The following is a 22,007-nucleotide window of genomic DNA, read 5'->3' as shown; positions in this document are numbered from 1 at the left end:
AATCCCCCAGAGTTTAAACATTGAGATTGTGAAAAGCGAATGAAAACAATTGAGGTTGATGAGGACCTATACCGTTTTATTGCGGGTCAGACAGAACGTATTGGCGAAAGCGCTTCAGATATTCTGCGCCGCTTGTTACAGGTTGATAGCCAAGGCATGGCTCCGATCGAAGAGATCGTTGAGCCAAAAGGTATCGTTGTTAGCAAAGAGGTAGGCTTTACTCCAGAGAAGTTCGATGGCGTTAAAGAAATGCGCTCACTACTAATATCAGATGAGTTTGCATCACTAAAGAAAGCCATTGATCGTTTCATGCTTGTGTTATCAACACTGCATAAAATCGACCCTTTAAGCTTTTCAGAAGCAACTCAAGTAAAAGGCCGTAAGCGCGTTTACTTTGCAGATAACGAAGCGACGTTGCTAGCAAACGGCAACACGACTAAGCCTAAAGCTATTCCACAAAGTCCTTTTTGGGTTATTACTAATAACAATACAAGCCGAAAAAGACAGATGGTTGAGCAGCTTATGAGCCGCATGAATTTCCAAGCAGAATTGATAGAAAAAGTAACAGGTTCAATTTAACGAAATCTGATTTAAACCTCATAATATCCATGGATAAGAAGATATTATGAGGTTTTTTTGTTTTAAAATTTTATATATAAGGATGTCGAAAAATGGCTATGCACCCTCGTGCTGGGCAGAAAGCTCAGCAGGAAGATCTTCATAATATCCCGGCTTTAGTTGCTAACTATTTCTTACAGCAACCGGATGCTACGAACCCAGATCATAAAGTACTTTTCGGTACTTCAGGTCACCGCGGTACAGCAGACAAATCAACATTTAACGAAAACCACATTCTAGCAATTGCACAAGCGGTTGCTGAAGTTCGTGCCGAGCAAGGTACAACTGGCCCTCTTTTCTTAGGTAAAGATACTCACGCTCTATCTGAGCCTGCGTTCTCTACGGTTATCGAAGTGCTTGTAGCGAACGGTGTTGAAGTTATTATTCAAGAAAACAACGGCTTTACTCCAACACCTGGTATCTCGCACGCGATTCTTACGCACAACCTAGTGAATGACAAAAAAGCCGACGGCATTGTTATCACGCCTTCACATAACCCACCTCAAGACGGCGGTATTAAATACAACCCGACACACGGTGGCCCAGCTGAAGCTGAACTGACTCAAGCGATTGAAGACCGTGCGAACGTGATCATTGCTGAGCAAATGCAAGGTGTTAAGCGTACGCCTATCGCACAGGCTAAACAGTCTGAGCTAGTAAAAGAAGTTGACCTAGTCGCGCCATACGTCGCTGATTTGGTTAACGTCGTGGATATGGAAGCGATCCAGAAAGCAAACATCAAGATTGGTGTTGATCCACTGGGTGGCAGCGGTATTGATTACTGGCGTCAAATTGGTAAAGCGTACAATCTAGATCTTACTCTGGTAAGTGAAGCGGTTGACCCTTCATTCCAATTCATGTCTCTAGATAAAGATGGCGTAGTTCGTATGGACTGTTCTTCTCCATACGCAATGGCAGGCTTACTGGCGCTTAAAGACGAGTACGCTCTAGCATTTGGTAACGACCCAGATTACGATCGCCACGGTATCGTGACACCTAAAGGTTTGATGAATCCAAACCACTTCTTAGCGGTTTGTATTGATTACCTATACCGTAACCGTGAAGGTTGGGGTAAAGACGTTGCTGTTGGTAAGACACTAGTATCAAGTGCATTAATCGATCGCGTAGTTTCTGACTTAGGTCGCGAACTTTGTGAAGTGCCAGTTGGTTTCAAATGGTTCGTTGATGGCTTATACAACGGCCAGTTTGGTTTTGGTGGCGAAGAGAGCGCAGGTGCTTCTTTCCTACGTAAAGACGGTACGCCTTGGTCAACAGATAAAGACGGCCTGATTCTTTGCTTGCTTGCGGCTGAGATCACAGCAGTGACAGGTAAGAACCCACAAGAATACTACGAAGAACTTGCCGCTAAACACGGTGAATCTAAGTACAACCGTATTCAAGCGGTAGCAAATGGTGCACAGAAAGACGTGCTGAAGAAACTATCTCCAGAGATGGTTTCTGCTGAGACGTTGGCTGGTGATGCAATTACTGCACGCTTAACACACGCTCCAGGTAACGGTGCTGCGATTGGTGGCTTGAAAGTGACAACTGAGAACGGCTGGTTTGCTGCGCGTCCATCAGGCACTGAAGACATCTACAAGATCTACTGTGAAAGCTTTAAGGGTGAAGAGCACCTGAAAGCAATCGAAGCAGAAGCTCAAGAGATTGTTAACCAAGTATTTGCAGCCGCTGGCCTATAATCGAATCTCGATTACTAGAGTTGCTAAGTAAATAGAAGAAGGGTTGATGTGAAAGCATCAACCCTTTTTGTTTGTGTTAGTTACGTATAAGCGGGAAAAGGTAACTGAGTTAGCTCAGACGACTAACCGTGTGGCCAACTTTGTGGCATCACAAACCAGAATTGCCCCGACTTTGTTTGCCCATGGACGAAGCGATCACCGAACTCGGTGATCGGCTGACTGCTGAAATCATCCGTCCCTGCTGCCCATTGCTCTTTGGTGAGTGGATACAGTGGTTCACTGATTAAATGAGCCTGATCTTGATAGCACCAAAAGCCGTTTACTTGGCTTGGGTTAATGTCATAGCCCAAGCATTTTGTCGGTATGTTTTGCTCTAAGAAAGGGTTGGTATATAGACGACCTTGCATCAGTAAGTGTTTTGAGTCGACATCGATTTCTGGATATTGCTCAACAAAGGCGGCAGAAGAGGACATTTCGAGTTGGTGGCTGAGCATCCTGTCGAGTTTCTTATCCAATTGGTCGTGAGAGTTGGGTCCAAACCATGTTTGTTCGTGGAGCAGATAAAACTTAATCGCCACTTCCCAATGTTCCAGCTTTTGGCTGCTCTCTTCTTTAAGAATAAAGTCGATTGCACCGAGAGTTCTGCCTTCCACATTGATCTGAATCTCGTCGTGCTTTATCGAGTAATTCGGTGAGGCAGCGATCACTTGCTCGCATAGATATTGGTAGAGGAAACCTAATCTAGGATTACCCTCATAAGTATGTGATGAGTCGATGGCATGGTTGCTAGAGAATGCACTGAGATCCGAAACCGGTGGCTTGATTTCTAGTAATGGCGGTGAGTCGATGACCCATTGGTAAAAACGTTGCAGTGCTGTCATCTCTTCCTCATAAACTCATCGTGGGGCTTTCGACATTCTACCCGTAAATTGATATAACGACGTTATTATAAAGGTAAGCTGGAAAGAAAAATGATTAACTTACAATTAGAAAAGCTACTTAACGAAAAACTGCAGCCACAGCAGATTAAAGATTACTGTCCTAATGGTCTTCAAGTTGAAGGCGCGACAGAAGTGAAGCGAATCGTTACTGGTGTAACAGCTTCGCAAGCTTTGATTAATAAAGCGGTTGAGCTAGAGGCTGACGCTTTGTTGGTTCATCACGGTTTCTTTTGGAAAGGTGAGTCAGAGGCAATTCGTGGCATGAAGGGCAAACGCATTCGCACTCTGATAAAGAATGACATTAACCTTTTGGGTTATCACTTACCTCTCGATATCCACCCTGAACTTGGTAACAACGCCAAACTCGCTGAACTGCTTGATATTGAAGTAGAAGGTGGCTTGGAAGGGCACCCACAATCGGTTGCTATGTTTGGTAGATTAAAAACACCAATGACAGGTACTGAATTCGCAGAAAAAATCGATCAAGCTCTAAATCGTAAACCACTGCATATCGCTCCAGAAAACCAAGACAAAATGATAACGACCGTCGGTTGGTGTACTGGTGGTGGTCAAGACTACATTGAGCTAGCGGCTTCTCAAGGCATTGATGCTTTTATTTCTGGTGAAATTTCTGAGCGCACTACTTACTCAGCACGCGAGCAAGACATTCATTATTTTGCTGCTGGCCACCACGCGACTGAGCGATACGGTGTAAAAGCGTTAGGTGAATGGTTAGCGGAAGAACATGGCTTGGATGTTGAGTTTATTGATATCGATAACCCAGTTTAAGAGCAGATGCGAGATAAGGGGTACGAGTCGAGTGTATGCGTCGTTCTCTAGAATTGAGCAGGTAACCTGTATAGTTTATCTGCTCGCTTAAGGAGATCCCCAACTCATTCGTCCCTCGTTCTTGGGGATGACGATATTATTTTATTCGTTCACTTCGCATTCTTGAGGATGACGGGGTTGAGAGCGTACAAAAGAAAAGGGGTTGATGTTCTCACATCAACCCCTTTTAACATTATGATTTATAGCAACTATTCACGTTCGTGAAGTGCTTTAAAGTCACGTTGTTCTTCACCAGTATATAGCTGACGAGGACGACCGATACGGTTCGTCGGATCGCTGTGCATTTCGTTCCAGTGAGCAATCCAACCGATGGTACGAGACATCGCGAAGATTACTGTAAACATAGATACTGGAATACCGATTGCTTTCAGAATGATACCTGAGTAGAAATCTACGTTCGGGTATAGCTTCTTAGAAACAAAGTACTCATCAGAAAGAGCGATACGCTCAAGTTCCATCGCTACGTCTAGTAGTGGATCTTGGATGTTTAGCTCTTTAAGCACTTCGTGACACGCTTCGCGCATTACTGTTGCACGTGGGTCGTAGTTCTTGTAAACACGGTGACCGAAGCCCATCAAACGGAATGGGTCATCTTTGTCTTTTGCTTTCGCAACGTATTCTTCAATGTTATCTACGCTACCGATCTCTTCAAGCATGCGCAGACAAGCTTCGTTTGCACCGCCGTGAGCTGGGCCCCAAAGTGATGCGATACCTGCTGCGATACACGCAAACGGGTTAGCACCAGATGAACCAGCAAGACGCACTGTAGACGTAGAAGCGTTCTGTTCGTGGTCAGCATGTAGAGTGAAAATCTTATCCATTGCACGAGCAACGATAGGGTTCACTTCATACTCTTCACATGGGTTTGCAAACATCATGTGTAAGAAGTTTTCTGCGTAGCCTAGGTCGTTACGTGGGTAGATAAACGGCTGACCGATTGAATATTTGTAACACATTGCAGCCAGTGTTGGCATTTTTGAAATCAGGCGGTATGCCGCAATTTCACGGTGTGTATCGTTGTTGACATCAAGTGAGTCGTGGTAGAACGCCGCTAGAGCGCCTACAACACCACACATTACAGCCATAGGGTGAGCGTCACGACGGAAGCCGTGGAAGAAACTAGCGATTTGCTCGTGCACCATAGTGTGACGTGTCACGGTAGTCTTGAACTTTTCGTACTCAGCTCGAGATGGGGCTTCACCGTAAAGAAGTATGTAACATACTTCTAAGTAATCAGCGTTATTGGCAAGTTGGTCGATTGGATAACCACGATGTAAAAGAATGCCTTTTCCACCGTCAATAAAAGTGATTTGAGACTCACAGGATGCAGTGGCAAGAAAACCAGGGTCAAAAGTGAAAAAACCATTAGAACCTAGTGTACGAACATCGATCACTGGAGTACCAAGTACACCTTCTGTAATCGGCAGCTCGATTGGCGCTTGACCTTCAATGTGAAGGGTAGCTTTCTTATCCGCCATAACAATCTCCTTTGTTTATTATTTAATCCGTCCAGGATGTTTATGTGCCATTTTTTTACTGGTCTTACGTGGGAAAGTCAATTTTTCTGAAGCTTTGTGTGCACTTGTTAGTGTTTTTTACATTAAATTCGTTAAAAATCTGGTCTGTGTAGCATTATTTGTTACATCAATTGTATTAGAATGTTGCCAGTCGTATAGTGACGCTGAAAAGTTTGGTTAAAACCTTATAAATGCAAGGCTAAGAAGAAATGTGAGGTGTCTTTCTTAATCGAGCAGTTAACAATTATTTTACAATTATCTAAGGCTCAACTTCAGTTATTTGTTAAGTTAATGTTAAATTTTGAAGGTTTACAATCAAATTTTGTCCATAACAATATCATAAGGTTATTTAATGACCATAATGCTCAATGGAGCTGAGTGAGCAAGCCCGTGAAAGAAAGAAAGACAAGACCTGTTAATTTAGATTTACAGACCATCCACTTTCCAATCACAGCAATAGCTTCCATCCTACACCGTGTGTCTGGGGTGATAACTTTTGTCGCGATTGGAATTCTGCTTTGGTTACTATCCATTTCCCTCTCATCCCCAGTAGGCTTTGCCGAAGCTAGCGACATTGTCGATGGTTTCTTCGTGAAGTTTATTCTGTGGGGCATTTTAACCGCTTTGGCTTACCACATTGCTGGTGGTATTCGTCACCTTCTTATGGACCTTGGTCACTTTGAAGAGCTGGAATCTGGCGCTAAGAGCGCTAAGGTTGCATTCGCAGCAACAGCGGTATTGTCTCTACTAGCGGGGATCTTAGTATGGTAAACAACGTTTCTACTTTTGGTCGTAATGGTGTCCACGATTATCTATTGATTCGTGCAACTGCCATCATTATGACGCTTTACACTATCTACCTAGTTAGCTTCTGTGCTTTCTCTGGTGATATCTCTTACGCATCTTGGACGCAATTCTTTGGTGGAACCTTCACTAAAGTCTTCACCATGTTAGCGCTTACTTCTGTTTTGGTTCACGCGTGGATCGGCCTATGGCAAGTACTAACTGACTACATCAAATGCGCAAAACTGCGTGTTGGTCTTCAAGTCGGTGTTGTTGCAGTTCTTCTTGGATATTTCTTCTCTGGTCTGTTTATTTTGTGGGGTGCGTAAGTGACTATTCCTGTTCGTGAGTTTGATGCCGTAGTGATCGGCGCTGGTGGTGCAGGTATGCGTGCCGCACTGCAAATTTCTGAGCAAGGCCTTTCTTGTGCATTGCTTTCTAAAGTTTTCCCTACTCGTTCTCATACGGTTTCAGCGCAAGGCGGCATCACTGTTGCTCTTGGTAACGCGCATGAAGACCATTGGGAACAACATATGTATGACACAGTAAAAGGTTCTGATTACATCGGTGACCAAGACGCTATCGAATACATGTGTAAAAACGGTCCTGAGTCGGTAATCGAACTCGAAAAAATGGGCCTGCCTTTCTCTCGTTTTGAGAACGGTACTATTTACCAGCGTCCTTTCGGTGGTCAATCTAAAAACTTTGGTGGTGAGCAAGCGGCTCGTACCGCAGCTGCAGCCGACCGTACTGGTCACGCACTGCTTCATACGCTTTACCAACAAAACATTAAACACAAAACGACGGTTTTCTCTGAGTGGTATGCACTGGATCTTGTTAAAAACGAAGATGGTGCAATTTTAGGTACTACCGCGCTTTGTATGGAAACGGGCGAGGTTTGCTACTTCAAAGCGAAGGCAACAATCCTTGCGACTGGTGGTGCTGGTCGTATCTACGCATCAACAACCAATGCACACATTAACACTGGTGACGGTGTTGGTATGGCGATTCGTGCTGGCGTTCCTATGCAAGACATCGAAATGTGGCAGTTCCACCCGACGGGTATCGCTGGTGCAGGTGTATTGGTAACGGAAGGTTGTCGTGGTGAAGGTGGTTACCTTCTCAATAAAGACGGCGAACGCTTCATGGAACGTTACGCACCAAACGCTAAAGACTTAGCGGGTCGTGATGTTGTTGCTCGTTCAATGATGGTTGAAATTCGTGAAGGTCGCGGTTGCGATGGCCCTTGGGGTCCACACATCAAGCTTAAGCTTGATCATCTAGGTAAAGAGACACTTGAATCTCGTCTTCCTGGTGTATGTGAACTTTCTCGTACCTTTGCTCACGTTGATCCAGTGAAAGAGCCAATCCCAGTAATCCCTACATGTCACTACATGATGGGTGGTGTTCCAACACAAGTTTCTGGTCAAGCTATTAAGCAAACCGAAGACGGCAACGATGTTGAAATCCAAGGTCTCTTTGCTTGTGGTGAAATCGCATCAGTATCAGTACATGGTGCCAACCGTCTAGGTGGTAACTCACTGCTTGATTTAGTGGTATTTGGTCGTGCGACAGGTCTACACCTAGGTGAGACACTGAAGAAGCAAGACGAAGCGAAACCTGCAACTGAAGCTGACATTGAGCGTTCACTAGAGCGTTACAACCGTTGGGAAAACAGCACAGACGGCGAAGATCCAGCGCAAATCCGTAAAGATCTTCAGCAATGTATGCAGAACAACTTCTCAGTATTCCGTGAAGGCAAAGCAATGGCTGAAGGCCTAGAAGAGCTAAAAGCGATTCGCGAGCGTCTGAAAAATGCACACCTATCTGATAAGTCTACAGAGTTCAACACTCAACGTATCGAGTGTCTAGAGCTTGAAAACTTGATGGAAACGGCATTCGCAACGGCTGTTGCTGCAAATTTCCGTACAGAGAGCCGTGGCGCACACGCTCGATTCGATTTCCCTGACCGTGATGATGAGCAATGGCTATGCCACTCACTTTACAACCCAGAGTCAGAGAGCATGACTAAGCGTGGTGTAAACATGGAACCTATCCATCGTGAAGCGTTCCCACCAAAAGCACGTACGTACTAAGGAGATATGACCATGAAACTGAATTTCTCTTTATATCGTTACAATCCAGATGTCGACCAGAAACCTTATATGAAGGAATACACTCTAGAAGTGGATGAAGGTTCAGACATGATGCTTTTGGATGCGCTTATTCTGTTGAAAGAGCAAGATCCAACAATCTCATTCCGTCGCTCATGCCGTGAAGGTGTATGTGGCTCGGATGGTTTGAACATGAACGGTAAAAATGGCCTAGCGTGTATCACGCCATTGTCTGCGCTTTCGGGCCAAGACAAGATTGTGATTCGCCCACTGCCTGGCTTACCCGTTGTTCGTGACCTGATTGTAGACATGACACAGTTCTACGATAACTACGAAAAAGTGAAGCCATTCTTAGTGTCTGATGGCAATGTGCCACCGGCTCGTGAAAACTTACAAAGCCCTGATGAGCGTGCTCATTTAGATGGATTGTACGAATGTATCATGTGTGCATGTTGTACAACGTCATGCCCATCATTCTGGTGGAACCCTGACAAATTCATCGGACCAGCAGGCCTGCTTGCAGCGTACCGTTGGCTAATTGATAGCCGAGATACAGCGACAGACGAACGTTTGTCCGATCTTGATGATGCATTTAGCGTTTTTCGTTGCCATGGCATCATGAATTGTGTAAGTGTTTGTCCTAAGGGATTAAATCCGACGAAAGCGATTGGTCACATCAAGACCATGCTAGTGAATCGTTCGGTTTAAGTTATATAAAAATTGCCGCCCTAGAAGTTTTGGGGCGGCCTTTTAATAGCTCGGCATAGACCGCAGCAAACGTGAAAACTACTGGTTAAGGGAAAATATGCACAACGGCGTGATGAAGGCATGGCTCGAGTCTTCACACTTGGCTGGCGCCAATGCAACGTACGTAGAAGAACTCTATGAACTGTATCTAAGTGACCCAGATTCGGTAAGTGACGAATGGAGAAGTGTTTTTGAAGAACTGCCTGTGCAAGCTTCAGAGACAGTGGAACAACCACACTCTCGTGTTCGTGAATACTTCCGTCGACTCGCTCAAGAAACAAAGCATTACAGTGTCCAAGTTAGTGATCCAGATGTCGATGCGAAACAAGTAAAGGTTCTGCAACTTATTAATGCCTATCGATTCAGAGGGCATCAAGCAGCAAATCTAGACCCCCTAGGTTTATGGAAAAGAGCGACAGTTGATGAACTGGACCCTTCTTTCCACACTCTTACCGAAGATGACCTCAATGAGACGTTCAACGTCGGCTCTTACGCCATTGGCCAAGAGACGATGGTGCTTAAAGATCTCTACAAATCTCTAAAGCAAACGTATTGTGGCTCTATTGGTGCTGAATACATGCACATGACAAATACAGAGCAAAAGCGTTGGATCCAACAACGTTTAGAGTCTGTATCTGGTCAACCCTCTTTCAACAAAGAAGAAAAGCAAGCTTTCCTAGAAGAGCTAACTGCTGCTGAAGGTCTTGAGCGCTATCTTGGTGCGAAATTCCCAGGCGCAAAACGCTTCTCGTTGGAAGGTGGTGATGCTCTTATCCCAATGACGAAAGAAATTATTCGTCATGCTGGCGGACAAGGCATGCGTGAAGTTGTTGTTGGTATGGCTCACCGTGGTCGTCTAAACATGTTGGTCAACGTGCTTGGTAAAAAGCCACAAGACCTGTTTGACGAGTTTGCGGGCAAGCACGATGACACGTGGGGTACTGGTGATGTGAAATACCACCAAGGCTTCTCTGCGGACTTCGCAACGCCAGGCGGCAACGTTCACTTAGCACTAGCATTTAACCCATCTCACTTAGAAATCGTAAACCCGGTAGTTATCGGTTCAGTACGTGCACGTCAAGATCGCCTTGGTGATAATGATGGTAGCCGTGTACTTCCAATTACTATCCACGGTGACTCAGCTATCGCTGGTCAGGGTGTAGTACAAGAGACGTTTAACATGTCTCAAGCTCGTGGTTTCTGTGTAGGTGGTACGGTTCGTATCGTTGTAAACAACCAAGTTGGTTTTACAACGTCTAACCCTCGCGATACACGCTCTACGATGTACTGTACCGATATCGCGAAGATGGTTCAGGCTCCGATTTTCCACGTTAACTCTGATGATCCAGAAGCGGTTGCGTTTGTTGCGCGTCTTGCATTGGATTACCGTAATACGTTTAAGCGTGATGTTGTTATTGATTTGGTTTGTTACCGTCGCCACGGTCACAATGAAGCCGATGAGCCGAATGCAACACAGCCTTTGATGTACCAAAAAATCAAGAAGCACCCAACACCACGTAAGCTTTACGCTGACGTGCTAATGGAGCGCGGTGAGTTTGGTATTGATACAGCAACTCAGCTAGTTAACGAATATCGTGATGCACTTGATCACGGTGAAGTTGTGGTTAAAGAGTGGCGTCCAATGGCACTTCACTCAGTAGACTGGTCTCCTTACCTAGGTCACGACTGGAACATCGAGTGGGATAACAAGATTGATATCGAGCGCCTGAAAGAGCTTGGTACCAAACTTTGTCAATACCCGGACAGCCACAAGCTGCAAAGCCGAGTAAATAAACTGTACAACGATCGTACTGCCATGGTGAATGGTGAGAAACAAGTCGATTGGGGTATGGCTGAAACTCTGGCATACGCAACACTTGTTGACGACGGTAAGCGTATTCGTATCTCAGGCCAAGATTCAGGTCGTGGTACGTTCTTCCACCGTCACTCAGTACTGCACAATCAATCAGATGCAAGCACGTATGTTCCTCTTGCGAACATTCATGATAAACAAGGGCCATTCCAAGTGTTTGACTCTGTGTTATCTGAAGAAGCGGTACTCGCATTTGAGTATGGTTACGCGACAGCAGAGCCAAGCGGTCTAACCCTTTGGGAAGCTCAATTTGGTGACTTCGCAAACGGTGCACAAGTTGTTATCGACCAATTCATTTCATCAGGTGAGCAAAAGTGGGCACGTCTATGTGGTCTAACTATGCTGCTTCCTCACGGTTATGAAGGCCAAGGCCCAGAGCACTCTTCTGCACGTCTTGAGCGTTACCTTCAGTTATGTGCTGAACAAAACATGCAGGTTGTTGTTCCTTCAACACCAGCTCAGGTTTACCACATGATTCGCCGTCAGGTTGTTCGACCAATGCGTCGTCCACTGATTGTAATGTCACCTAAGTCATTGCTTCGTCACCCTCTGTGTACTTCTTCTCTTGAAGATTTGGCAGAAGGCACGTTCCAACCAGCTATCGCAGAAATTGATGATCTGGCTCCTGAGAACGTAAAACGCGTCGTGTTCTGTTCAGGTAAGGTTTACTTTGACCTGCTTGACCAAAGACGTAAGAACGAGCAAGACGATGTCGCTATTGTACGTATTGAGCAACTTTACCCGTTCCCTTATGAGGACGTGAGAGCTGCCATCGCACAGTACACAAATGTAGTCGATTACGTTTGGTGTCAAGAAGAGCCACAAAACCAAGGTGCTTGGTACAGTAGCCAACATAATTTCCGAGCTGCTATCCCAGTAGGTGCTGATATTCAATACGCAGGTCGTCCTGCATCAGCATCACCAGCTGTTGGCTATATGTCAGTACACTTGAAACAACAAAAAGCGTTAGTTGACGACGCTTTGACCCTACTTAAGAACTAGAAGTAAAAGGAAAATACGCACATGACAATTGAAATTCTGGTTCCAGATTTACCTGAATCTGTGGCTGATGCAACAGTTGCTACTTGGCACAAAAAACCGGGCGAAGCGGTTGCACGTGATGAAGTCATTGTAGATATCGAAACAGATAAAGTAGTTCTAGAAGTACCGGCTCCTGAAGCGGGTGTTCTGGAAGCTATCATCGAAGAAGAGGGTGCTACGGTACTTTCTAAGCAGCTTTTGGCTAAAATCAAGCCGGGTGCTGTCGCTGGTGAACCAACGAAAGACACCACTGAAGATACAGAAGCATCTCCTGATAAGCGCCATAAAGCTGCGCTAACAGAAGAGAACAACGACGCACTAAGCCCAGCTGTTCGTCGCCTGCTTGCTGAGCACAACCTACAACCAGCTGACGTTAAAGGCACTGGTGTTGGTGGTCGTATTACTCGTGAAGACATCGACGCACACCTAGCAGCAGCGAAAGCGGCTCCGGCAGCAGCATCTGCACCAGCAGTTGAAGCGCCAGCAGCGGCTCGCAGCCAAAAACGCGTGCCTATGACTCGCCTGCGTAAGACAGTTGCAAACCGTCTTCTAGAAGCGAAAAACAGCACAGCAATGCTGACTACTTTCAACGAAGTGAACATGAAGCCAATCATGGACCTTCGTAAGCAGTACAAAGACCAATTCGAGAAACGTCACGATACGCGTCTTGGCTTCATGTCTTTCTACGTGAAAGCAGTAACAGAAGCACTGAAGCGTTTCCCAGAAGTGAACGCTTCTATTGATGGTACAGATATCGTTTACCACAACTACTTCGACATCAGCATGGCGGTATCTACGCCACGTGGTCTAGTGACTCCAGTACTCAAAGACTGTGACACACTAGGTTTCGCTGATATCGAAAAAGGCATCAAAGAGCTAGCAATCAAAGGTCGTGACGGCAAGCTAACGGTTGATGAACTGATGGGCGGCAACTTCACTATCACAAACGGTGGTGTATTTGGTTCTCTAATGTCTACGCCAATCATCAACCCGCCTCAAGCGGCAATTTTGGGTATGCACAAAATCCAAGACCGTCCAATGGCTGTTGATGGCAAGGTAGAGATTCTACCAATGATGTACCTAGCGCTTTCTTACGACCACCGTCTAATCGATGGCCGTGAATCAGTTGGCTTCCTAGTGACCATCAAAGAGCTTCTAGAAGATCCTGCACGTCTGCTATTAGACGTTTAGTATCGCTAAAACGTCTAGTTAACCCCGTTAGCTAGACGTAAAAAGTTTCAAAGGCTAGGCTGCTCAACGTCTGGCCTTCAATTGAACTGTAAAGCCATTAGAAAATGGACAGCAGTTGTTTTGAGAAGACCCTACAGACGTAACACAGGAAACTGTGTCGTTATGGAAATAATAATCCCTTAAGGGAAAATAAACGGAATATCAAAATGAATTTGCATGAATACCAAGCCAAACAGCTGTTTGCAGAATTCGGTTTGCCTGTACCAGAAGGTTTCGCATGTGATACTGCACAAGAAGCTTTCGAAGCTGCAGGTCGTATCAGTACAGCCAAGAAAGTCGTTAAGTGTCAAGTACACGCTGGTGGCCGCGGTAAAGCGGGCGGCGTAGAGCTACATGACACCAAAGAAGGCGTTAAAGAGTTTGCACAAAAGTGGCTAGGTAAAAACCTAGTGACTTACCAAACAGACGCTAATGGTCAGCCTGTAACTAAGATCCTAGTTGAAGAAGCATCAAACATTGCTAACGAACTTTACCTAGGTGCTGTTGTTGACCGCGCAACGCGTAAAATTGTATTCATGGCGTCAACTGAAGGCGGTGTGGACATTGAGAAAATCGCTGAAGAAACTCCAGAGTTGATTCACCAATCAGCGATCGATCCTCTAGTAGGCCCTCAAGCTTACCAAGGCCGTGAACTGGCGTTCAAACTTGGTCTAGTTGGCGATCAAATCAAACAGTTCGTTAAGATCTTCATGGGTCTTGGCAAAATGTTCTCTCAGTACGACCTAGCTCTACTAGAAATCAACCCGCTTGTAATTACTGGCGAAGGCAACCTGCTTTGTCTAGACGGCAAGATCAACATCGACTCAAACGCGATGTACCGTCAGCCTAAACTACGTGAAATGCACGATCCATCTCAAGAAGATGAGCGCGAAGCACACGCAGCACAGTGGGAACTGAACTACGTAGCACTAGATGGTAACGTTGGCTGTATGGTTAACGGTGCAGGCCTTGCGATGGGTACGATGGATATCGTAAACCTACACGGCGGCAAGCCAGCAAACTTCCTTGATGTAGGCGGCGGCGCGACAAAAGAACGTGTAGCTGAAGCATTCAAGATCATCCTTTCTGATGACAATGTTAAAGCAGTACTCGTAAACATTTTCGGTGGCATCGTTCGTTGTGACATGATCGCTGAAGGTATTATCGGTGCAGTTAAAGAAGTCGGCGTAACAGTTCCTGTAGTTGTTCGTCTAGAAGGTACAAACGCAGACCTAGGTCGCGAAGTACTTGCTAATTCTGATGTTGATATCATTGCAGCTGAATCTCTAACAGATGCTGCTCAGAAAGTTGTTGCTGCTGCGGAGGCTAAATAATGTCTGTATTAATTAACAAAGACACTAAAGTAATCTGTCAGGGTTTCACTGGCGGTCAAGGTACATTCCACTCAGACCAAGCTATCGCATACGGTACGCAAATGGTTGGTGGTGTTTCACCTGGTAAAGGTGGTCAAACTCACCTAGGCCTTCCAGTATTCAACACAGTACGTGAAGCGGTAGAAGTAACTGGCGCAACAGCAACAGTTATCTACGTACCAGCTCCTTTCTGTAAAGATGCAATCCTAGAAGCGATTGATGCAGGTATCGAACTGATCGTAACGATCACTGAAGGTATCCCTACAACAGATATGATCGACGTTAAAGTGAAGCTAGAAGAAACTGGCGTTCGCATGATCGGTCCTAACTGTCCAGGTCTTATCACTCCAGACGAGTGTAAGATTGGTATCATGCCTGGTCACATCCACAAGAAGGGTAAAGTAGGTATCGTATCTCGTTCAGGTACTCTGACATACGAAGCAGTTAAGCAAACAACAGATGAAGGCTTTGGTCAGTCTACATGTGTTGGTATCGGTGGTGACCCTATCCCAGGTTCAAACTTCATTGATATCTTGAAACTTTTCCAAGAAGACCCAGAAACTGAAGCAATCGTAATGATTGGTGAAATCGGTGGTACTGCGGAAGAAGAAGCGGCTGATTTCATCAAAGCAAACGTAACTAAGCCAGTTGTATCTTACATCGCTGGTGTTACTGCTCCTCCGGGCAAACGTATGGGCCACGCAGGCGCAATCATCTCTGGCGGTAAAGGTACTGCTGAAGATAAATTCGCAGCACTAGAAGCAGCAGGCGTTAAGACTGTTAAGTCTCTTGCTGACATCGGTAAAGGCCTACGTGAAATCACGGGTTGGTAATCAGCTGGCTTTTATCGATTGAGATAGAAGTTAACTGAACGATATAAAAAAGGCTTGGTCACTGACCAAGCCTTTTTTATGTTCTCGGGATACGAGATTAGAAATCGTCCTGCTAAGTGCTAAGCTCGGCTTCTAACCATTTGAGATAGCATAAACATTGCTGCAGCACTGATAACCACAGACGGGCCAGCGGGCGTATCATAGAACCAAGACAAGCTTAATCCACCGAATACAGCGATAGAGCCAATAATTGATGCAAGGAAGGCCATCTGCTCAGGTGTGCTCGAGAACCTCCTTGCCGTTGCTGCAGGAATAATCAGTAGCGATGTCATGATTAACGCACCAACAAACTTCATACCTACAGCAATCACGATACCAACCAATAGCATCAGAATCAGACGCATTAAATCAATATTGATACCATCAACCGCCGCGAGATCTTCGTTAACCGTCGTTGATAGTAGTGGTCGCCAAAAGATAGCAAGCACCAATCCAATCACAGCTGCACCCGCATAGATGAACACTAAATCCGTTGGAGATACTGCCAGCAAGTCACCAAATAGGTAGCTCATTAGGTCAACACGAACGTTATCTAAGAAACTGACAGCAACCAAACCAAGTGATAGCGCACTGTGCGCCAAAATACCGAGTAGAGTATCGGTTGCGACCAGCTTTTGTTTTTGCAATGTCACTAGCAATACAGCCAGCATCAAACAACAGATTAGCAGCGCGAAGTACAAGTTTATGTTGAACAGGAAGCCAAGTGCTAATCCCATCAAAGAAGCGTGAGCAAGCGTGTCACCAAAGTAAGCCATCTTACGCCACACCACGAATGAACCTAGTGGGCCTGCAATTAGTGCAATACCCAAACCCGCCAAAATAGAGGGAAGAAGAAACTCAAGCATTAGTGGTGTCCGTGTTTATGGTTTGAACATTCATGTGCGCCGCCCGTTACTGGTTGACCTGCGAGATCATGATGGTGATGTTCGTGTTGGTGATGATAAAACGCTAGCGTCTCTTGGGTCGCGGTGCCAAAGAGCGCAATATACGAAGGATGGTGTTTGATGTCTGCAGGTGCGCCTGAACAGCAGATGTGGTGGTGTAAACAGATAACATCGTCTGTTTTTGCCATCACTAAATGCAGATCGTGTGAAACCATAAATACGGCACAACCAAAGCGGTGGCGAATGGTGTCAATTAAGTCATACAGGTCTATTTGCCCTTGAACATCAACGCCTTGAGCCGGTTCATCGAGAACCAGTAGATCTGGTCTTCTTAGCAATGAACGAGCAATGAGCACACGTTGGTTTTCTCCGCCAGATAGCTGGTGCATGTTACTCTTCTGCAGATGTTCAGCACCAACGAGCTTCAATGCTTCAAGGATTTCTTGCTGACTGAACTTGCCAGTGAGCTTTAGAAAACGCTCTACGTTGAGCGGTAGTGAGTCATTGAGCTTTAATTTTTGTGGTACATAGCCAATTTTCAGTTTTTTAGCTTTTGTTATTGTGCCTGAAAATTTGGTCTGTAGACCCAGTACCACTTTTACTAATGTCGACTTTCCTGCACCGTTTGGCCCAATCAGGGTGGTGATTCTGCCGCGCTCTAAATTTAGAGATATGTTGTCTAGAACTTTTCGACCGTCAAATTCGACGCTCACAGAATCTAGTTGGATTAAGTTATCCATGAATAGAACTCATTTGCAATTCGCTAATGTTATAATGTAACATTTACCTCAAGCCTAAGCTACTTTTCTATTATCGAGGGATTATGTCACGTTCATCTTTTATACTTGCTACTTTGCTTCTAGCGCCAAGTGTCGCAAGTGCCAATACTATTCTAACAAGCTTTAAACCAATTCAAATGATTGTGACAGAATTAACGCAAGGCGTTAGTGAGCCGGATGTGTTGATGAACAGCAATGCTTCGCCGCATGATTATGCGCTTAAGCCATCGGATGTCAAAAAAGTTCATAGTGCCGATATGGTCATCTGGTTCGGCCCTGACCTAGAAGCCTTTCTGACTAAGGTGATTGTTTCAAAAGAAAATGTTATCAAGATCAGTGATATTCCCGGAATCAACTTGCGAGAGTTCGGACACGAAGAGCATGACCACGATGCACATGAAGGGCACCACCACGGTAGCCATGACCCGCATTTTTGGTTAGGTATCGAGCAAGTTGAAGTAGCTGCAAAATACATCTCAGCTAAGTTGATTGAATCTGATCCAGACAACGCAATGGCGTACCAAGAGAATCTCGATTCATTCCTGATTGCATTGAAAGAGAAGCAACAGTCTATTCGAGAGCAACTTGCACCCGTGAAAGACAAAGGTTACTACGTTTTTCATGACGCGTATGGTTACTTTGAGCAAGAGTTTGAGCTAAATAACTTAGGTCACTTTACGGTGAGCCCAGAGCGTAAGCCGGGTGCAAAAAGCCTGATCGCTATTAAGAAAACGATAGTACGTGAAAACGTTCAATGTGTGTTTTCTGAGCCTCAATTCACTCCTGCTGTGATTGAATCAGTGACGCGCGGAAGTAACGCAAAACAAGGTCAGCTTGACCCTATCGGTTCAACAGTTGAAGTGAAGAGTGGAAGCTATTTCGATTTTCTTCAGCAACTTACAGATAGCTATACAAGTTGCTTAGACGAGAAGTAAGTCATAAACGAGTATTCTTTACTCTACTTTGCTCTCGTTAATTTATGAATCATGCCGCTTTTTGCGGCATTTTCGTGACCGCTAAGATAAAACCTCCTAACAAATAACAAACCTCCTTTCTCCTTTTCTAATTTCCGCTAAAATGGAAAGATAATAATAAGCACAAAAAAACTCAGTTTTTGGTTTAGCAACGATAAGACGTTGTGGTACCCAAAATTTCATGTGTTGTTGCTGTTCAGGATTAAGAGTTGTATCGAATTATCTTCAAAATGTTCATGTTAATGAGCATTTCATTTAGCGTTCTAGCGGTAAATACCTCGCCCTCCGTTTTCTATCCTTTGCCCGCTCAAGCGCAAGGGAATTTCCTTGCGGCTAAAAACTTGTATTTAGGTGCCGGAGGTGGGCTCTGGGTTCATGATGTGCATGGAAAAGTACTCTTTTACGATGGTCGAACTCTATTCCCTCGCAAGGGAAGCTTACTGCAATTTTCTTCGGAAAGAGTCGCCTTTCTGAACGATGAGTTTTGGACATTTTTCGACAATGAGGTCTATCGACATAACCCTGGAATTGGCAACGAATTGGCGTTTAGCCTAAGTCCCGGCGCTGAAATAGCGAATATCGGTGCATCAGGCGATTATATTTGGGTTACTGACGGCAGTAATTTCTATACCTACAACACTCAATCTTTAGAATTCAACACCTACTCTCTACTTAAACTGTACCGATACAATAACAGCAGTGACATTGCGATTAACGACGCTGAGTGGGTACTATCAAAGTGGGTGCTAGCGACCAGTTCTGGCGTTTACCTTTCAGAGAATCAAGAGTTTACCCATGTCACCGCATCAGACAAAAACCATATTGAGACGGTTTATTTTTCGAATGCTCGACGTGAGTTAGTGATCGGTACTTTAAATGGTGCTGTGATTGTTGATCTCGCGAACCCAGACAAAGAGACCATCGTTAAAGGGTCGCATGTTCTCTCGTTGGCCGAAACTTCGGACCAGTATTGGATTGGTACAGAGCACGGCCTTATTAGCTACAACTTTATTACGGGACAAATTACTCGATTCGAACAAGCCGCTAGTCAAGACTTCTCGTTACCGGGTGAGAAAATATATTCGTTGATAAACGATCATGCTGGTGGTATGTGGGTTGCGACAAACAACGGTATCCGATACTTCTCACTGTTCAGCAAAACCTTCTCGAGAACACCCCTAACTGGAATGGGCATGCATTCGAGTAGTGTGGTGATCAATAAAGTACTGCCTGTCAGTGACCAGTTATCTTGGGTCGCGTCTTCAATGGGGCTCTACTTGGTTGATTCTGAAAGTGAAGAGAACCCAATTCGTGTTTACTCTAACCCTGTTAATGATTTTGAGATCTTTGGCTCTTCCATTTGGTTGGCGACCGAACAAGGTATCATCAGTCTAAATACGGAAACACTACAACCCGAAGCCCTTGATTTACCAAGGTCAATTGAGGGAGTGCGTGTTGAAAACCTTGCGCTTCAAGCCGATAACGTTCTTTGGATGACCTCTGGGCAAAACCTCTATTCGTTATCTATCGAAACCATGAAACTGACGAGTTATGGCACTGACTGGTTAGTCGACAAGTTCTTGCCTGCGAAGATCACCGCTCTCAATGTAGGCTTGCTAGGTCGCATCTATATAGGAACGGATCATGGCTTCTACTCGTTCATTGATAAACGAATTAGCTTTAGTCGTTCCAGCGAACGGTTTGGCAAAGTCGTCGATATTGAAAAAGCGAAGGATGGAGCGCAGTGGTTTGCGAGCAGTTATGGCGTGTATCGAATCCCGGATGACAGCTCTATTATTCAAGAAATCACTCTTGTTGAAGACAATATTAGCCCCAACTGCCTGATAAGCGATGACAATGGTGTTTGGTTAGGCTCTTCGAAAGGCATCAGTTATTACGGATTGGATGGGCAACTGCATAAACACATAGGTTCGCCATTTGGTTTGATCACCAATGAACTGGCGGCAGGAGCGTGTGCTCTTTTTTACAGTCAAGATAGCCAACCTTCGAGGCTTGTTTTCGGCTCAAAGTATGGTGTAGTCAGCGCGTTATCTAACGAGTTACTGGTATCAACTACACCTCATAGCCGTGCCTTGTTGAGTAAGATAAGTGTCGACCAACAAACGGTATCACTTGGCGGGAAAACGGCAGAGCTGGATGAGATTCCTTATGGTTCATCGATGGGGTTTAAGCTAGGTATCTTACCAGCAACGTTCGCACCTGCGATGGAATACCGACTGAGCGACGATGAACCTTGGAGTGAGTTTGAAGGGGGCTTGTTAACGCTCGATCATCTTCTTCCAGGGGATTACACACTTGAAGTGAAGCCGGTTAAAGGCTCCCATTATCGCTTTGTGTCAACCAATCAAAGCTTCTCGATTGCGGAGCCTTGGTATCTGACCAATTGGGCTGCAGCAAGCTCTCTGATATTACTGATTGGCGTTGTGACTATCTTAGTCTTTTGGCGTTCGCGTTATGTCACTTTTGCCAACCGGCACTTAAAAGCGCAAGTTGCACTGAAGACAGACCAATTGAGGCACCAAAGCCGGATATTACTCGCCACTAATCAACAGCTTAAAAAGCAGCTATCCGTGAAGAATGCGCTTGTGTCTCACACTGCCAATGAACTCTCTTCTGAAGTGAATCATATTGCTGCGATGCTCCCGAATTGGAATGACGAGCTCGGGAAGTCGCCGATTCTAACCTTGAAAAATGGCTTAGCTCAATTGAGTAATACGCCTCAAGGAGAAGGGCAAGTTTGTTACGATATAATTTTAATCTTAGAGGTGGTACTCAAAGCTTGGCAGGATGACTTAACCAAAGCCGGTATTGAACTGGATATTAAAGTCGAAACAAAACAACGATATGTCTCGTTGCTGTATTTTAATCTCGATATTATCTTCAATAGCTTGGTTGCGAGCATCATCAAGAGAAACTTTAAGTCGCAGAGTATGGTGGTTCTGGTTGAAGAGGTTAAGGAGCATCTTGTTGTGACCATTCGAGATCATGGGATGCCTTTCCCTAAACTGGCATCAAGCATGGGTGACAATACCGGAAAGTCGACCGACCTTAACATCGAAAAGCTGCCGCTATTGATGAATCAGAGCGGTGGTGAGCTTAATGCCTTTGTTTCGGAGTCTCAAAATAAGGTTCAGCTTTCGTGGCCAATTGAGTATCAAGTACTCGACAATCTTGAAGCCAGCACAATTGAACAGATTGAAACCATTAAGCTTGCCGCCTCAACACCAGAGCAACAAAAACTGACAGCGGAACAAGAGTGGAAGAACAGAGTGTCGCAGCTTGTGAGTGAAAACTACGCTGATGCCGAGTTCAGTACTGCAACTGCCGCTAAGTATTTGTTTATGTCTGAGAGAAGCTTACAGAGACGCTTTAAATCGGCTTACAACAAGACCTTCAAAGAGCACTTGAATGAAGTACGTCTAGAGCATGCGTGTGAGCGCTTACTCGCTGGAGAGAAGATCTCTGATGTGGCGTTTGATTCGGGGTTCAATGACCCTTCCTATTTCAGTCAAAGGTTTAAGCACCACTTTGGCATGTCACCATCTAAGTTTGCTGAAAACAACGAAGAGTAGCACGCAGCGGATACTCAGCTAGAACATAAATAAAGATACTTTAGCCTCGACATTCGTGTTGGGGCTTTTTTATGCTTCTACGAGATACGAGATACGAG

17 protein-coding genes are annotated in these 22,007 nt (G+C 45.1%); 13 read left to right on the top strand and 4 right to left on the bottom strand.

The genetic code is table 11. The features are described 5' to 3' along the window. Window positions 1-39 precede the first annotated feature (39 nt). Together seqA and pgm are read left to right on the top strand one after the other, a co-directional pair. Window positions 40-579, top strand: a complete 540-nt coding sequence (gene seqA / locus AB4585_RS06095) for a replication initiation negative regulator SeqA (protein ID WP_017061953.1) — start codon at window positions 40-42, stop codon at window positions 577-579. A 92-nt stretch (window positions 580-671) separates the two neighbouring features. Continuing rightward, window positions 672-2,318, top strand: coding sequence for a phosphoglucomutase (alpha-D-glucose-1,6-bisphosphate-dependent) (pgm, locus tag AB4585_RS06090; protein ID WP_017061952.1), 1,647 nt, complete (start codon window positions 672-674; stop codon window positions 2,316-2,318). A gap of 122 nt (window positions 2,319-2,440) precedes the next feature. On the opposite strand, the gene AB4585_RS06085 is transcribed toward pgm, so the two are convergent. Further along, window positions 2,441-3,199, bottom strand: a complete 759-nt coding sequence (locus AB4585_RS06085; RefSeq protein ID WP_017061951.1) for a DUF1853 family protein — start codon at window positions 3,197-3,199, stop codon at window positions 2,441-2,443. 90 nt (window positions 3,200-3,289) lie between these two features. Between AB4585_RS06085 and AB4585_RS06080 the strand changes: the two genes are divergently transcribed. After that, window positions 3,290-4,048, top strand: coding sequence for a Nif3-like dinuclear metal center hexameric protein (locus tag AB4585_RS06080; RefSeq protein ID WP_371724297.1), 759 nt, complete (start codon window positions 3,290-3,292; stop codon window positions 4,046-4,048). Between the two features lie 248 nt (window positions 4,049-4,296). Here AB4585_RS06080 and AB4585_RS06075 read toward each other — a convergent pair whose 3' ends face one another. Further along, window positions 4,297-5,586, bottom strand: a complete 1,290-nt coding sequence (locus tag AB4585_RS06075; RefSeq protein ID WP_017061949.1) for a citrate synthase — start codon at window positions 5,584-5,586, stop codon at window positions 4,297-4,299. Window positions 5,587-6,003: 417 nt separating this feature from the next. Here AB4585_RS06075 and sdhC point away from each other — a divergent pair, with 417 nt between their 5' ends. The 8 genes from sdhC to sucD all read left to right on the top strand — a co-directional run bounded on the left by sdhC (window position 6,004) and on the right by sucD (window position 15,619). Next, window positions 6,004-6,396, top strand: coding sequence for a succinate dehydrogenase cytochrome b556 subunit (gene sdhC / locus AB4585_RS06070; protein WP_017061948.1), 393 nt, complete (start codon window positions 6,004-6,006; stop codon window positions 6,394-6,396). Then, on the top strand, window positions 6,390-6,737 hold the full coding sequence (gene sdhD / locus AB4585_RS06065) for a succinate dehydrogenase, hydrophobic membrane anchor protein (RefSeq protein WP_010436768.1): 348 nt from the start codon (window positions 6,390-6,392) through the stop codon (window positions 6,735-6,737). Before sdhC ends, sdhD begins: the two co-directional genes overlap by 7 nt. Then, window positions 6,738-8,504: a succinate dehydrogenase flavoprotein subunit gene (gene sdhA, locus AB4585_RS06060; RefSeq protein ID WP_017061947.1), complete on the top strand. Its 1,767-nt coding sequence runs from the start codon at window positions 6,738-6,740 to the stop codon at window positions 8,502-8,504. Window positions 8,505-8,516: 12 nt separating this feature from the next. Beyond that, the gene (locus tag AB4585_RS06055) at window positions 8,517-9,230 is read left to right on the top strand and encodes a succinate dehydrogenase iron-sulfur subunit (protein ID WP_010436773.1); all 714 of its coding nucleotides are present in this window, start codon (window positions 8,517-8,519) and stop codon (window positions 9,228-9,230) included. 97 nt (window positions 9,231-9,327) lie between these two features. Beyond that, the gene (gene sucA, locus AB4585_RS06050; RefSeq protein ID WP_017061946.1) at window positions 9,328-12,144 is read left to right on the top strand and encodes a 2-oxoglutarate dehydrogenase E1 component; all 2,817 of its coding nucleotides are present in this window, start codon (window positions 9,328-9,330) and stop codon (window positions 12,142-12,144) included. Between the two features lie 21 nt (window positions 12,145-12,165). Then, window positions 12,166-13,374 (top strand): 2-oxoglutarate dehydrogenase complex dihydrolipoyllysine-residue succinyltransferase, encoded by a 1,209-nt coding sequence (gene odhB / locus AB4585_RS06045; protein ID WP_017056410.1) that lies wholly within the window; start codon window positions 12,166-12,168, stop codon window positions 13,372-13,374. Between the two features lie 206 nt (window positions 13,375-13,580). After that, a complete protein-coding gene (sucC, locus tag AB4585_RS06040; RefSeq protein ID WP_019820479.1) occupies window positions 13,581-14,747 on the top strand; it encodes an ADP-forming succinate--CoA ligase subunit beta in 1,167 nt (388 codons plus the stop codon). Next, a complete protein-coding gene (gene sucD, locus AB4585_RS06035; protein ID WP_017061945.1) occupies window positions 14,747-15,619 on the top strand; it encodes a succinate--CoA ligase subunit alpha in 873 nt (290 codons plus the stop codon). Before sucC ends, sucD begins: the two co-directional genes overlap by 1 nt. Window positions 15,620-15,738: 119 nt before the next feature. Here the strand turns inward: sucD and znuB are convergent, their stop codons facing one another. Both znuB and znuC read right to left on the bottom strand, forming a co-directional pair. After that, entirely contained in the window at window positions 15,739-16,524 is a 786-nt protein-coding gene (gene znuB, locus AB4585_RS06030) for a zinc ABC transporter permease subunit ZnuB (protein ID WP_372134102.1), read from the bottom strand. Next, on the bottom strand, window positions 16,524-17,303 hold the full coding sequence (znuC, locus tag AB4585_RS06025) for a zinc ABC transporter ATP-binding protein ZnuC (RefSeq protein WP_048617861.1): 780 nt from the start codon (window positions 17,301-17,303) through the stop codon (window positions 16,524-16,526). Before znuC ends, znuB begins: the two co-directional genes overlap by 1 nt. 83 nt (window positions 17,304-17,386) lie before the next feature. Here znuC and znuA point away from each other — a divergent pair, with 83 nt between their 5' ends. Together znuA and AB4585_RS06015 are read left to right on the top strand one after the other, a co-directional pair. Continuing rightward, window positions 17,387-18,277, top strand: coding sequence for a zinc ABC transporter substrate-binding protein ZnuA (gene znuA / locus AB4585_RS06020; protein WP_372154952.1), 891 nt, complete (start codon window positions 17,387-17,389; stop codon window positions 18,275-18,277). A 269-nt stretch (window positions 18,278-18,546) separates the two neighbouring features. Then, window positions 18,547-21,909: a helix-turn-helix domain-containing protein gene (locus tag AB4585_RS06015; RefSeq protein ID WP_372154962.1), complete on the top strand. Its 3,363-nt coding sequence runs from the start codon at window positions 18,547-18,549 to the stop codon at window positions 21,907-21,909. Window positions 21,910-22,007 lie beyond the last annotated feature (98 nt).

This window comes from Vibrio sp. 10N.222.49.C9, from assembly GCF_041474985.1.
GTDB lineage: Bacteria > Pseudomonadota > Gammaproteobacteria > Enterobacterales > Vibrionaceae > Vibrio > Vibrio crassostreae_C.
This window is presented reverse-complemented; position numbering and strand designations above follow the sequence as displayed.

Excerpts from the sequence above, each read along its gene's own strand:
- sucD (WP_017061945.1), top strand. The coding sequence starts at position 14,747 with ATGTCTGTATTAATTAACAAAGACACTAAAGTAATCTGTCAGGGTTTC.
- AB4585_RS06080 (WP_371724297.1), top strand. The coding sequence starts at position 3,290 with ATGATTAACTTACAATTAGAAAAGCTACTTAACGAAAAACTGCAGCCA.
- sucA (WP_017061946.1), top strand. The coding sequence starts at position 9,328 with ATGCACAACGGCGTGATGAAGGCATGGCTCGAGTCTTCACACTTGGCT.
- znuB (WP_372134102.1), bottom strand. The coding sequence starts at position 16,524 with ATGCTTGAGTTTCTTCTTCCCTCTATTTTGGCGGGTTTGGGTATTGCA.
- seqA (WP_017061953.1), top strand. The coding sequence starts at position 40 with ATGAAAACAATTGAGGTTGATGAGGACCTATACCGTTTTATTGCGGGT.
- AB4585_RS06055 (WP_010436773.1), top strand. The coding sequence starts at position 8,517 with ATGAAACTGAATTTCTCTTTATATCGTTACAATCCAGATGTCGACCAG.
- sucC (WP_019820479.1), top strand. The coding sequence starts at position 13,581 with ATGAATTTGCATGAATACCAAGCCAAACAGCTGTTTGCAGAATTCGGT.
- znuA (WP_372154952.1), top strand. The coding sequence starts at position 17,387 with ATGTCACGTTCATCTTTTATACTTGCTACTTTGCTTCTAGCGCCAAGT.
- pgm (WP_017061952.1), top strand. The coding sequence starts at position 672 with ATGGCTATGCACCCTCGTGCTGGGCAGAAAGCTCAGCAGGAAGATCTT.
- AB4585_RS06015 (WP_372154962.1), top strand. The coding sequence starts at position 18,547 with ATGTTCATGTTAATGAGCATTTCATTTAGCGTTCTAGCGGTAAATACC.
- AB4585_RS06085 (WP_017061951.1), bottom strand. The coding sequence starts at position 3,199 with ATGACAGCACTGCAACGTTTTTACCAATGGGTCATCGACTCACCGCCA.
- AB4585_RS06075 (WP_017061949.1), bottom strand. The coding sequence starts at position 5,586 with ATGGCGGATAAGAAAGCTACCCTTCACATTGAAGGTCAAGCGCCAATC.
- odhB (WP_017056410.1), top strand. The coding sequence starts at position 12,166 with ATGACAATTGAAATTCTGGTTCCAGATTTACCTGAATCTGTGGCTGAT.
- znuC (WP_048617861.1), bottom strand. The coding sequence starts at position 17,303 with ATGGATAACTTAATCCAACTAGATTCTGTGAGCGTCGAATTTGACGGT.
- sdhD (WP_010436768.1), top strand. The coding sequence starts at position 6,390 with ATGGTAAACAACGTTTCTACTTTTGGTCGTAATGGTGTCCACGATTAT.